Origin of the sequence: Novosphingobium sp. FSW06-99, assembly GCF_001519065.1 — a bacterium.
Classification (GTDB): domain Bacteria; phylum Pseudomonadota; class Alphaproteobacteria; order Sphingomonadales; family Sphingomonadaceae; genus Novosphingobium.
Genome location: NZ_KQ954259.1, coordinates 63,636 through 76,476 on the forward strand (window position 1 = coordinate 63,636; position 12,841 = coordinate 76,476).

Consider the following 12,841-nt stretch of genomic DNA (forward strand, 5'->3'; position numbering starts at 1 on the left):
CGATGGCCGATCTGTTTGCCCCCTTGCCCGCCGATGGCCCTGCCCCGCACGACGCGGCGGCGTCCGATCAGGAACCGCTGGCCGAACGCCTGCGCCCCAGGACGCTGGGCGAAGTGATCGGGCAGGACCATCTGACCGGGCCCGAAGGCGCGATCGGGCGGATGGTGACGGCGGGCAAGCTGTCGTCGATGATCCTGTGGGGACCGCCGGGTACCGGCAAGACCAGCATCGCGCGCCTGCTCGCCGATGCGGTGGGCATGCGCTACGTGTCGATCAGCGCGGTGTTTTCGGGCGTTGCAGATCTGCGCAAGGCCTTTGCCGAGGCCGAAAGCATGGCCGGCCTGGGCCGCCGCACGTTGCTGTTCGTGGATGAAATCCACCGCTTCAACCGCGCGCAGCAGGACGGGTTTCTGCCCTATGTCGAACGCGGCACAGTCACGCTGATCGGTGCGACCACCGAAAACCCCAGCTTTGCGCTCAACGCCGCCTTGCTCAGCCGCGCCCAGGTGCTGATCCTGCACCGCCTCGACGCCACTGCGCTCACGCAGTTGCTGGCCCGCGCCGAGGCGACCACCGGGGTACCGTTGCCGCTGACCCCGGCGGCGCGTGAGGCGCTGGTCGCCTCGGCCGATGGTGACGGGCGCTTTTTGATCAACCAGGCCGAAACGCTGTTCGACGTGTCGCTGCCCGCGCCGCTCGATCCGGCCGGCCTGTCGAAATTCCTGATGCGGCGCATGGCGGTCTATGACAAGGACCGCGACGGGCACTACAACCTGATCTCTGCGCTGCACAAGGCTTTGCGCGGGTCGGATGCGCAGGCCGCGCTCTATTACCTGGCGCGGATGCTGACGGCGGGCGAAGACCCCATGTTTGTGTTGCGGCGGCTGGTGCGGTTTGCCAGCGAAGACATCGGCCTGGCCGATCCGCAGGCGCTGATCCAGTGCCTGGCCGCCAAGGATGCCTATGATTTCCTCGGCAGCCCCGAGGGCGAACTGGCGATCGTGCAGGCCGCGCTCTATTGCGCCACCGCGCCCAAATCGAACGCGGCCTATGTGGCGCAAAAGGCGGCCTTTGCAGTGGCGCGCGACACCGGATCGCTGGCGCCGCCCACCAATATCCTCAACGCCCCGACCAAGCTGATGAAGGACATCGGCTATGGCAAGGATTACGCCTATGACCACGACGCGCCCGATGGCTTTTCGGGCGCCGATTACTGGCCCGAGGGCCTGCCGCCGCAGACATTCTATCGCCCGGTCGAACGCGGGTTCGAACGCGAAGTGATCCGCCGCCTCGACTGGTGGGAAAAACGCCGCGCCGAACGGCGCGGCGAATGATCGCACGCCATAGGTCCCTTCCGTGAGGGGAAGGGTGAGAGAGGGGGCGTGACGTGGCAATGGCGCGTGTCGTACTCGCGTGGCACACCCCCACCCAACCCTCCCCCTTCAGGTGGAGCGCTTTTGGAGCAGGAAAATAGGTGAGGGTGACGCGATTCCAACACTTTGCCGCGATCGACTGGTCGGGCGCGGCGGGCGAGCGCCAGCGCGGGATTGCGGTCGCCATCTGCGCCGCGGGTGATGCGGCGCCCGCGCTGATCGGTGCAGGCGCGGTGTGGTCGCGGGCGCGGGTGCGCGACTGGTTGCGCGACGATTTGCCGCCCGACACACTGGTCGGGATGGATCTGGGCATTTCGCTGCCGTTTGCCGATGCGGGCGCGTTCTTCCCCGGCTGGACCGACAGCCCCGCCGATGCTCATGCGCTGTGGGCGCTGGTCGACCGGATGGCCACCGATGATGCGCATCTGGCGGTCACCAGCTTTGTCGACCATCCCGAAGTGGCCCGCCATTTCCGCCGCCACGGCGGGCGCCAGGGCGACCGGTTTGTGCCGGGGCGCGGCCGCATGCGCGTGACCGAGCGCGCGCAGGAAGCAATCGGCTGCCAGCCCACCAGCAATTTCAACCTGGTCGGCGCCGCACAAGTCGGCAAATCGAGCCTGACCGGGATGCGCGTGCTCCATGCCTTGCGCGGGCGCATTCCGGTCTGGCCGATCGACCCCCTGCCCGCCACCGGCGCGATGATCTGCGAAATCTACACCACCATTGCCGCGATGGCCGCCGGACGCACCGCAGGCCGGTCAAAGATCCGCACCGGCGTCGAACTCGACACCGCGCTGGCACACCTGCACAGCCGCCCGTTCGGCCATCAGGGCCCGATCGACGATCACACCAGCGATGCCGTGATCACCGCCGCCTGGCTGCGCCACGCCGCGCCAGACCCCGCGCTGTGGCACCCGGCCCTGCTGACCGAAGAAATTGCCGCAACCGAGGGCTGGACCTTTGGCGCCCGATAAGGCTATGGGCGCATGCATCTGGAGCGCCGGCTTAGCACAGTGGTAGTGCAGCGGTTTTGTAAACCGAAGGTCGGGGGTTCAAATCCCTCAGCCGGCACCAACGCTTCAATACCCCTCGATCCGACGCGGCCGACAGGGCCGTGTGCCTGGCGCCATACGCCATCGCGCGCCGGGCTCAGGATTGCAGCAACCATGGTTTGGCCCGCGCCTGCACGAATGGCCGGGCGCACGCGCGATCGTGCGTGTCAGGTTCGGTCAGGGCCTTTGAGACCTGCAGCGGGACCGTGGGCCGCGCGTCCAACACATCGCACCCACCGATGATGCTTGGTGCATACTTGCGGACGGCAAACTGGAACGTTTCGGCATAGCGTTCGGCGGTGCGGGCCCAAGTGGTCGGGCGACTGACCTTATAAGCCTTTTCGGCCATGGCGAGCCGCACGCCATCATCGGCAAGGAGCCCGGCGATCACCCGGCCCAGCCGATCAGGATCGCCAAAGGGCACCAATATGCCCGAGCCATCGCCCAGCAATTCGGCGGCATGCCAATATGGGGTGGAGACAACCGGACGCCCCATCCCGTGCGAATAGGCCAAAGTGCCCGACGTCATCTGCGCGACGCCCAGGTATGGGGTAACGTAGACATCACACATGGCGATGTGTTCAAGCAATTCGGGGCGGTCGACAAAGCGGTTGAGGAAAACCACGTTCCTCTCCAGACCCCGCGCCCGCACTTGCGAGACCAGGCTGTCGCGATAGGCCTCTCCTGCCTCCCGCAAGAGTTGCGGGTGGGTGGCACCCATGACGACATAGACCGCATGGGGCGCGCTGGCGATGATGGCGGGCATGGCCTCGATCATGGTTTCGATGCCTTTACCGGGGCCGAGCAGCCCGAAAGTGAGGATCACCTGGTGATTCTCAAAACCCAGCCGCCGCTTGGCAGGTTCCGGTGGCTCGAATGCGGCATCCGGGATGCCATGCGGGATGACGACAATCTTTTCGGCAGCGGCGCCATAAGTTTCGATCAGAATTTCGCGCCCTTTCCGGGCCATCACGACAACCCGGGCCGAACGCGAGAGGATGGCCTTCATGACCCTGCGCTGATCCGGGGTCGGCTGATCGAGTACGGTATGGAATGTCGTGACCAGCGGCACCTTGAGCGCGGCGATCAGACCCAGCACAAGATCCCCCGCAAGGCCACCGTAGATGCCGAATTCGTGCTGAAGGCACACCACGTCAAAGCCGGTGCTGTTGATGAAGTCGGCCGCTGCGACATACTGTTCGGGCATGTCCTGATCGATGCTAAATCTGACGGGGGGTGGGCACGCGTAATCGCTGCCGGGATCGTGCATGGCGATGATGGCGGCTTCGGCAACATCCGGCAACGCGCTCACCGCCAGTTCCAGGTCCGTTGTGAAGGTGGCGATACCACAGCGGCGTGGCAGGGCATTGCCGACAAAGGCAACCCGAAGGGGATGCGTGCCGATAGTGCTACGCAGTTCGCGGATTGATGATGGCCGTGTCACCGCGCCCGGAAACGGTGTGGAAAGACTGCCGGTTCGCGTGGCCTTTGGCGTTTCCTCGTGCAGACCATGGAAATTGCTTGGGCGCGGGCCAGCCCGATCTGATTGCAGCTTGCTCGATTTGCCCGCCATTTCAACGCCTCACGCACAAGTGTTTGGTCATAATCGCACGCCCTTGCAGAATGGGACCGTTGGGCGGCGGCCGCAGGGGATCAACCATAAGTATGCGCCGGGGGCCGAACAGCTTCGGAATCTACGCGATCCTTCGCCTTTGTTCGCGGTCACGCGATCGGCGCACGCGGGGTGATATGGCGCGCGCTGCCGAGCGTCTTGTCCCGCTGACAAAACAACAGTTTGAGTAGTTTCCGAGGCTGCTGATCGCGATGCACGGCGCGCAGATGTTGGCACTGCAGGGCTTTGGCTCAGAGCCCGGATGGGGAGAATTGCCTGATGATGGCCGACGCGCAACACGCCCCACTGGATGATCTGGCAATCACGACAATCCGGACCCTGGCCATGGACGCAGTTGAACAGGCATCGTCTGGCCATCCCGGAACGCCGATGGCGCTGGCCCCGCTTGGCTACACGCTGTGGAGCCGCTTTCTGCGGTATGATCCCGACCAGCCGGATTGGCCCAACCGCGACCGGTTCGTGTTGTCGGTCGGCCATGCCTCGATGCTGCTCTATGCCCTGCTGCATCTGGCCGGGGTGCGCGAAATGGATGCGCAAGGCGCGCCGACCGGTGCGCCCGCGGTCAGCCTCGATGACATCCGCGCCTTTCGCCAGCTCGATTCCAAAACGCCGGGTCATCCCGAATACGGGGTGACTACCGGGGTTGAAGTGACGACCGGCCCGCTGGGGCAAGGCTGTGGCAACAGCGTCGGCATGGCGATCGCGGCGCGGTCGCTGGGCGCACGGTTCAACCGCGAGGACGCCCGGCTGTTCGACCACGATGTCTATGCGTTGTGCAGCGATGGCGACATGATGGAAGGCGTGTCCGGCGAGGCGGCATCGCTGGCCGGGCATTTGCAGCTCAGCAACTTGTGCTGGATCTATGACAACAACCACATCACCATCGAAGGCGGTACGTCGCTGGCCTTCAGCGAGGATGTCGCCGCGCGGTTTCGCGCCTATGGCTGGTCTGTCGTGCATGTCGAGGATGCCAACGACACCGGCGCGATTGCGCGTGCGCTCGACCTGTTCCGGTCGAACCCCGTCGCACCGACCCTGGTCGTGCTCAACAGCGTGATCGGCTGGGGATCGCCGATTGCCGGAACATCAAAAGCGCACAGCGATGCGATGGGCGCCGAAGTGATCCGCACGACCAAGCGCGCCTACGGCTGGCCCGAAGACGCGCAGTTCCTGGTGCCCGACGGGGTTGCCGACCAACTGCGATCGGCCATGTCCGCCCGGTCCGCTCCGCTGCGGGCAGCCTGGGATGACACGCTGGCCCGATATCGCACAAGTCATCCGCAACTGGCGATCGCGCTGGACGAGATCCTGGCGGGCAAACTGCCCGAAGGGTGGGATCACGACCTTCCCGGCTTCGCCACCGATGCAACAGGGATTGCGACGCGCGATGCAGGGGGCAAAGTTCTCAATGCCCTGGCCCAACGCATCCCCGGCCTGATCGGCGGCGCGGCCGATCTGGCGCCCTCGACCAAGACCCATCTTGCCTTTGACGGCGCGGGCGATCTGGAGGCCGACTTTCCCGGCGGCCGCAACATGCATTTCGGCATTCGCGAACACGCCATGGGCGCGATCGCCAATGGCATGGCGCTGTCGGGTCTGCGCCCGTTCACGGCCACCTTTCTGGTGTTCAGCGACTATATGCGCCCGCCCATACGGCTTGCCGCGCTGATGCGAATTCCCACGATCTTTGTGTTCACGCACGATTCGATCGGGGTCGGTGAAGACGGGCCGACGCATCAGCCGGTCGAACAGCTTGCCGCATTGCGGGCAATACCGGGGCTCAACGTCATTCGCCCCGCCGATGCGAACGAGGCGGTAGAAGCCTGGCGGATGGCCCTGCGACAGGCGGACGCGCCAAGCTGTCTGATCTTTTCACGCCAGGCGCTGCCGACGATTGACCGCCTGCGCTATGCCCCGGCGGCAGGGCTGGCGCGCGGTGCCTATGTGCTGATCGCTGGCAACGACGACACCGACCTGATCCTGCTGGCGACGGGCAGCGAAGTCGCGCTGGTGATCGCCGCGCATGAACGACTGGCGCGCGAAGGTATCGCATCGCGGGTGGTGTCGATGCCGTCGTGGTCGGTGTTCGACAATCAGGATCGCGCCTATCGCGACCAGGTGCTGCCGCGCGCCGCCCGCGCCCGGCTGGCGGTGGAACAGGCCGGGCTGTTCGGCTGGGACCGTTATGTCGGCGCCGAAGGCGCGATCATCGGCATGCATTCGTTCGGCAGTTCCGCGCCTTACGCCGACCTGCGGGTGAAATATGGCTTTACCGTCGATCACGTGTGCGAACGGGCGCGCGCGCTCCTGGCCGACCAGAAAGAACGATCATGACCAGCACGCTCAAGGTCCTTGCCGATTCGGGTCAGGGAGTCTGGCTCGATTTCGTCGAGCGGGGCTTTTTACAGGCTGGGGGCCTGCGCAAACTGATCGCCGAAGACGGCCTGAGCGGCGTCACGTCGAACCCGTCGATCTTTGAACACGCGATAGGCCATGGTGCGAACTATGACGCGGCAATCGACGCGTTTCTGAGGCAAGCCGATGCCGCCGTGGTGGATATCTACGAACATCTGGCCATCGGAGACATCGTGACCGCGGCCGACCAGCTACGCACCGTCTATGACCGGCTGGATCGCCGCGACGGGTATGTCAGCCTCGAAGTATCGCCCTATCTGGCCGATGTCACCGATGCCACGATTGCCGAGGCCCGGCGGCTGTGGGACCGCGTCGCCCGGTCCAATGTAATGATCAAGGTGCCGGGCACCACTGCGGGCATACCGGCCATCGCCAGGCTGATCGAACAGGGCCTCAACATCAACGTCACGCTGCTGTTTTCGATCCCCGCCTATATCGCCGTGGCCGAGGCCTATATGACCGGGCTTGAGGCGCGGGTTGCGGTGGGCCAGCCGATTGACGGCATAGCCAGCGTGGCAAGCTTCTTTCTCAGCCGGATCGACACCAAGATCGATCTCAAGATCGCCGGGTTGCACGCTGGGGGCGATCCGCGGGCGGTCGAGGCGGCAACGCTCGCCGGCAAGATTGCCATCGCCAGCGCAAAAGTCGCCTATGCCTGGTATCGCGACATGATCGCTGGCGCGCGCTGGCAGGCCCTGGCCGCCAAGGGTGCGATGCCGCAACGGCTGTTGTGGGCGTCGACCGGCACCAAGAACCCGGAATTCAGCGACATATTGTATGTCGAAAGCCTGATCGGGCCTGACACCGTCAACACGATCCCGCCCAGGACCATGGATGCGTTCCGCGACCATGGCCATGTCGCCGCGACGCTGGCCGCCAATCCGGGCGAGGCCAGTGCGCAACTGGCCGAGGCTGCCGCCTTTGGGCTTGACCTTGATGGCGTGACCGGCGCGCTGGTGACCGATGGCGTCGCGCAGTTTGCGGCCGCAGCCGATGCGCTGCTGGCTGCCGTCGCCGACAAGCGGGCGGCGTTTCTTGGCGACAGGCTGAACGCGTTGACCAGCGAACTGCCGGTTGCCTTGGCCAAGGCAGTAACCTCCACGCTCGACCGCGCGCGGATCGAGGGGTGGATACGGCGCCTGTGGCAAGGCGATGCAAGCCTGTGGACGGGCACCGACGAAGCGCATTGGCTGGGTTGGCTGGGCGCAGCAAAGGGCGATCAGGTTGATTTTGCGGCGCTCGATACGCTCGCTGCCGACGCCGGAGCCTATGATGATGCGGTCTTGCTGGGGATGGGCGGATCGAGCCTTGGCCCCGAAGTGCTGGGGCGCATGTTCGGTTCGCCCACCGGCTTTCCACGCCTCCACGTGCTCGACACCAGCGATCCGGCGCAGATCGCCCGCGTCGCCAACGCCATCGACCCGGCGCGCACGCTGTTTGTCGTGTCGTCCAAATCGGGTTCGACGCTCGAACCTGAAATCCTGCGCGCCTATTTTCAGGGCCTTGTCGCAACGGCGGTTGGCGCGGACAAGGCTGGGCGTCAGTTCGTGGCCGTCACCGATCCGGGCACCGATCTTGAAACAATCGCGCAATCGCAGGGATTTTCCCATATCTTCAACGGCGATCCGGCGATCGGCGGGCGCTATTCGGCGCTGTCGGTGTTCGGCATGGTGCCTGCCGCCATCATCGGCATCGACGTGCGCGGACTGTTTGCGGCGACCCGGGCAATGGTGCTGGCCTGCGGGCCTGACGTGCCGCCGCTGGCCAATCCCGGGGTGCAACTGGGGGTCATGCTGGGCGAAGCGGTCCGTGCGGGCCATGACAAGGTGACGATCATGACCACCACCGAACTGGCCCCGCTGGGGCCGTGGCTGGAACAATTGCTGGGAGAATCGACCGGCAAGCATGGGACCGGCATCGTGCCGATCGAGGGCGAGCCGCTGGGCGATCCGGCGAAATACGGCCAGGACCGGTTGTTCGTTCATCTGCGCCTGGCCGCAGAGGCCGATGCCGAACAGGACGCTGCGGTTGCGGCGCTGGTGGACGCAGGGCATCCCGTCATCCGCATCACCCTGGCCCACCCCGGCCTCGTCGCGCAGGAATTGTTTCGCTGGGAAATCGCCACGGCAATTGCCGGGATCATCATCGGCATTAATCCGTTCGATCAGCCCGATGTAGAGGCCAGCAAGATCGCCACGCGCACGATGGTCGATGCCTATGAGGCGTCGGGACAGCTCGACACCGGCACACCGGTTTACCAGGACATCGACTATGCGATCTATGCCCCCGCCGACCGGCAAGGGGTGTCCACCGATCTCGATGCGATCCTGCTGGCACATTTCGGCGCGCTGCGTTCGGGCGATTATGCCGGCACGCTGGCCTATATCGAACGCGATGACGCGCACATCGCCCTGTTGACGCGGCTGCGGGTGGCGGTTCGCAAGGCCACCGGTGTGGCAACCGTGGTGGGGTTCGGGCCGCGCTTTCTGCATTCGACCGGTCAGGCCTACAAAGGGGGACCGGCGACCGGCCATTTTCTGGTCGTCACGCGCGATCCGATCGCCGATATAGCCATCCCCGGGCACAAGGCGAGTTTCGGCACGGTCGAATTGGCACAGGCGTTGGGCGATATAGCCGTGCTGGCCGCGCGTGGTCGCCAGGTGTTGCGCATCCACTTGCGCGCGCCCGGCCCGCACGGTCTTGAACGTCTGGTTTCGCGGATTGTCACACTGCTGGAAAGGAGCACCACCTAATGAAAATCGGCATGATCGGGCTTGGCAAGATGGGCGGCAACCTGACGCGACGCCTGTTGCAAGGTGGCCACGACGTGGTGGTCTACGATCGCGATGCCGCCGCGATTGCGGATCTGGTCGCGGCAGGCGCGATCGGTGCGACCGGGCTGAGCGATCTGCACGCGCGACTGGGGCCCGAGGCGGTGGTGTGGATGATGTTGCCCGCAGGCGCGCCGACCGAGGAAACCGTGCTGGCGCTGGCCGGGATTGCCAGGCCGGGCGATGTCATCATCGATGGCGGCAACAGCTTCTACAAGGATGATATCCGCCGTGCGCACCTGCTGAAGGCGCAGTCGGTCGCCTATGTCGATGTCGGCACGTCGGGCGGAGTGTGGGGGTTTGAGCGCGGTTTTTGCATGATGATCGGCGGCGATGACGCGGTCGTACAGCGGCTCGACCCCATTTTTGCCACGCTGGCTCCGGGTCTTGGCGCGATTGCGCGCACCCCGGGCCGCCAGACGGACGATGATCGCGCCGAGCGTGGCTATATCCATGCCGGACCGGTCGGCGCGGGGCATTTCGTGAAAATGGTGCACAACGGCATCGAATATGGCCTGATGCAGGCCTATGCCGAGGGCTTCGACATTCTGAAGGGCAAAGCGCAGGCCGCTTTGCCCGAGGACGAACGCTATACCATCAACCTGACCGACGTCGCCGAAGTGTGGCGGCGCGGCAGTGTCGTCAGTTCGTGGCTGCTGGACCTGAGCGCCATTGCCCTGACCAAAGATGCGACACTGGCGCAGTTTGATGGCCGTGTCGCGGACAGCGGCGAAGGGCGCTGGACGATCGATGCGGCGATGGAAGAGGCGGTACCGGCCAATGTGCTGAGTGCGGCGCTGTTTGCCCGCTATCGCTCGCGCGTCGAATCCACGTTTGGCGACAAGCTGCTGTCGGCCATGCGCTTCGGCTTTGGCGGCCACGTCGAAACGCCGCAATGAACGAACCGGTCGCGCCAGCCGCCACGCTGGTGATCTTTGGCGCGATGGGCGATCTGACCAGCCGCCTGCTTGTCCCCGCGCTGGTCAATCTGACTCGCGACGGGCTGATCGGCGATACGCTGGCGATCATCGGTATCGATCGCGATCTGGCATCGGACGAGGCGTTGCGGGCAAAGCTCGACCGGTTCCATGACGACCCAGGCGAACCGTCGTGGACACGCGTGCGAGCCCGCTGCACCTATCTCCACGGTGATTTCACCGATCCAGCCACGTTTGCCCGCCTCGCCGAACATCTGCCCGACGCAGCCGCCAATGTCTGTTTCTATCTGGCGACCACGCCGACGTTCTTTGGCGGGATCATCGATGCGCTGGCCGGTGTGGGCCTGCTGGCGCAGGCTGGCGGGTTCCGGCGGATCGTCGTTGAAAAACCGTTCGGGCACGATCTGGCCTCTGCCCAGGCGCTCAATGCGCGCATTCTGAAGGTCGCTGACGAATGCCAGATCTACCGGATCGACCACTTCCTCGGCAAGGAAACCGTCCGCAACATCATGGTCACCCGATTTGGCAACGCCGTGTTCGAATCGCTGTGGAACAACAGCCATATCGATCATGTCCAGATCACGGCGGCGGAATCGCTGGGTGTGGAGCGGCGAGGCAAGTTCTACGATGCGACCGGCGCGCTGCGCGACATGGTGCCCAATCATCTGTTCCAGTTGCTGGCGATGATCGGGATGGAGCCGCCCAACAGCTTTGAGGCGGCAGCGATGCGAGCCGAAAAGGCCAAACTGATCGACGCCGTGCGCGCGCCAACGCCGGCACAGGCAACCACCGATGCCGTGCGCGGTCGCTATCGCGCAGGGCAGGCGCAAGGGCAGGACCTGCCCGACTTTCTGGCCGAAGACGCGGTCGATCCGGCCAGCCGCACCGAAACCTTCGTTGCGATGAAGCTGATGGTCGACAGTTGGCGCTGGGCCGGGGTGCCGTTCTATCTGCGCACGGGCAAAGCCCTGAGCGCGCGCGATACCGAAGTGGTGATCGTGTTCAAGCCGGTGCCGTTGGCGTTGTTCCGCGATACCGACGTCACACACCTGGCCCCGAACAGGCTGGTCATCCAGGTGCAGCCGGACGAAGCGATCAGCCTCGATTTCATCGCCAAAAAACCCGGCCCGATGGTGGACACGACGCCGGTGTCGATGGTTTTCAGCTATGCCGACACATTCAGGCCGGGCCACACCACCGGCTATGAGGCGCTGCTTTACGACGTCATGATCGGCGACCAGTCGCTGTTCCAGCGCGCCGACGAAATCGAAGGCGCCTGGCGCGCGGTGCAACCGTTTCTCGACGCCTGGGCGCAATCGCGCGAGCCACCTGAAGACTATGTCGCCGGAACCTGCGGACCGAGCGGGGCAGAGGCGTTGATCGCCCGCGATGGCCGCCAATGGCACGCGCTGGGGTGAAGGTATGGACCGGATCCGGCGGGGCAAAACCGGACGCACCGCATTTCCCGATTGTCTGCGTCGGCGGATCGGCCGGTGGCCTTGACGCCTATGTGCGCCTGCTGCGGCATTTGCCGGCCGACCTTGGTGTTGCGATCGTTATTGTCAATCACCTCAGGCGGGTCGCCACGCTTCTCCATGAAATCCTGCCCCGATCGACCAAGATGCCGGTAGACCTGATCACCGATGGAATGCACATCAGACCCAATCACGTGTTCATCATTCCCTCGCAGCGCGATTTGCACGTCTGCGGCGGCGATTTTTGCCTGGCACCGATCTCCAAGCCGAGAGGATGGCCCGACGTCATCACCGTGTTCCTGCAGTCGTTGGCCCAGAACTGGAACGGCAGGATTATTGCCGTTATCGTTTCCGGCTATGATGGCGACGGAGCCGCTGCATTGTGCGGTATAAGGAACGTCGGCGGCATCACGATCGCGCAGAGACCGAATACCGCCAGCAGCCCGGAAATGCCGCTCAGTGCGATTGAATCGGGTTGCATTGACTATGTGCTGGCTCCTGAAGCCATCGCCGCGAAGATTCGGGAGATAACCCGACAGACGCCCGCCTGATCGGCCGCCGCGCGGCACGGGCGTTCAGGCGGTTGCGGTGGGGCGAATGACATGCAGACGATTTTTCGCCCATTTTGATCCAGGCCCCTGTTGCGGGCGGCCGGACCGGCGTACACTCGTTGCGCCACGCAAACCGGCGCAGAACCGGGCTTAGAGCATCGTGCAAAAAAGTGGGTACCGGTTTTTTGCAATAAACGATGCGAAAACAAAGACTCCTAAAGTATGATGCGTCTCATATTAAACGCATTGTGCTTCAGGCGATCAGGATGCGAAAGGAAATCACCATGCGCAAGATGATGCTTGCGGGGGCTGCCGCCCTGCTCGTGCTGGCCATGCCGGGCCATGCCCAGACCGCACCGGTGCCGTCGGACAAGGCCACGCCCGCCGTGACGCGGCTGCTGAAGCTGATGGACAAGGACAAGAGCGGCAATGTCTCGCGCCAGGAATTTCTCGATTTCATGGCCGCCGAATTCGACCGGCTGGATACCGATCACAGCGGCGAATTGAACGTGGCGGAATTGAGCGGGCTGAAAGTCGTCGCGCGGTCGCATCCGGGCGGCAGCGGCAAATAAC

Annotated in this window: 9 protein-coding genes and 1 tRNA gene; 9 read left to right on the forward strand and 1 reads right to left on the reverse strand. The window is 64.6% G+C overall.

Features of this window, described 5'->3' with window-relative positions; translation table 11 throughout:
* Positions 1-2: 2 nt before the first annotated feature.
* The 3 genes from AQZ49_RS15270 to AQZ49_RS15280 all read left to right on the forward strand — a co-directional run bounded on the left by AQZ49_RS15270 (position 3) and on the right by AQZ49_RS15280 (position 2,447).
* Complete coding sequence (locus AQZ49_RS15270) at positions 3-1,334, forward strand: replication-associated recombination protein A (RefSeq protein ID WP_067617363.1); 1,332 nt, start codon at positions 3-5, stop codon at positions 1,332-1,334.
* Positions 1,335-1,480: 146 nt separating this feature from the next.
* Positions 1,481-2,347 (forward strand): hypothetical protein, encoded by an 867-nt coding sequence (locus AQZ49_RS15275; protein ID WP_369819143.1) that lies wholly within the window; start codon positions 1,481-1,483, stop codon positions 2,345-2,347.
* Between the two features lie 25 nt (positions 2,348-2,372).
* Positions 2,373-2,447: transfer RNA gene (locus AQZ49_RS15280), tRNA-Thr, on the forward strand.
* A gap of 75 nt (positions 2,448-2,522) precedes the next feature.
* On the opposite strand, the gene AQZ49_RS15285 is transcribed toward AQZ49_RS15280, so the two are convergent.
* Positions 2,523-3,737 (reverse strand): glycosyltransferase family 4 protein, encoded by a 1,215-nt coding sequence (locus AQZ49_RS15285; protein WP_231739263.1) that lies wholly within the window; start codon positions 3,735-3,737, stop codon positions 2,523-2,525.
* A 582-nt stretch (positions 3,738-4,319) separates the two neighbouring features.
* Here AQZ49_RS15285 and tkt point away from each other — a divergent pair.
* The 6 genes from tkt (at position 4,320) to AQZ49_RS15315 (ending at position 12,840) form a co-directional block, all read left to right on the forward strand.
* Positions 4,320-6,392 (forward strand): transketolase, encoded by a 2,073-nt coding sequence (gene tkt / locus AQZ49_RS15290; RefSeq protein WP_067617760.1) that lies wholly within the window; start codon positions 4,320-4,322, stop codon positions 6,390-6,392.
* The gene (locus AQZ49_RS15295; protein WP_067617372.1) at positions 6,389-9,226 is read left to right on the forward strand and encodes a bifunctional transaldolase/phosoglucose isomerase; all 2,838 of its coding nucleotides are present in this window, start codon (positions 6,389-6,391) and stop codon (positions 9,224-9,226) included. The genes tkt and AQZ49_RS15295 overlap by 4 nt, the downstream gene beginning before the upstream one ends.
* The gene (gene gnd, locus AQZ49_RS15300; protein WP_067617375.1) at positions 9,226-10,203 is read left to right on the forward strand and encodes a phosphogluconate dehydrogenase (NAD(+)-dependent, decarboxylating); all 978 of its coding nucleotides are present in this window, start codon (positions 9,226-9,228) and stop codon (positions 10,201-10,203) included. Before AQZ49_RS15295 ends, gnd begins: the two co-directional genes overlap by 1 nt.
* A complete protein-coding gene (gene zwf, locus AQZ49_RS15305) occupies positions 10,200-11,660 on the forward strand; it encodes a glucose-6-phosphate dehydrogenase (RefSeq protein ID WP_067617377.1) in 1,461 nt (486 codons plus the stop codon). Before gnd ends, zwf begins: the two co-directional genes overlap by 4 nt.
* On the forward strand, positions 11,657-12,268 hold the full coding sequence (locus AQZ49_RS15310; RefSeq protein ID WP_067617763.1) for a chemotaxis protein CheB: 612 nt from the start codon (positions 11,657-11,659) through the stop codon (positions 12,266-12,268). Before zwf ends, AQZ49_RS15310 begins: the two co-directional genes overlap by 4 nt.
* 284 nt (positions 12,269-12,552) lie before the next feature.
* Positions 12,553-12,840: a penta-EF hand family protein gene (locus tag AQZ49_RS15315; protein ID WP_197411076.1), complete on the forward strand. Its 288-nt coding sequence runs from the start codon at positions 12,553-12,555 to the stop codon at positions 12,838-12,840.
* The last annotated feature ends 1 nt before the right edge of the window (position 12,841 follow it).

Bases quoted from the DNA above. Each gene is read 5' to 3' on its own strand.
- AQZ49_RS15270 (WP_067617363.1), top strand. From the start codon at position 3: ATGGCCGATCTGTTTGCCCCCTTGCCCGCCGATGGCCCTGCCCCGCAC.
- tkt (WP_067617760.1), top strand. From the start codon at position 4,320: ATGGCCGACGCGCAACACGCCCCACTGGATGATCTGGCAATCACGACA.
- AQZ49_RS15295 (WP_067617372.1), top strand. From the start codon at position 6,389: ATGACCAGCACGCTCAAGGTCCTTGCCGATTCGGGTCAGGGAGTCTGG.
- gnd (WP_067617375.1), top strand. From the start codon at position 9,226: ATGAAAATCGGCATGATCGGGCTTGGCAAGATGGGCGGCAACCTGACG.
- zwf (WP_067617377.1), top strand. From the start codon at position 10,200: ATGAACGAACCGGTCGCGCCAGCCGCCACGCTGGTGATCTTTGGCGCG.
- AQZ49_RS15315 (WP_197411076.1), top strand. From the start codon at position 12,553: ATGCGCAAGATGATGCTTGCGGGGGCTGCCGCCCTGCTCGTGCTGGCC.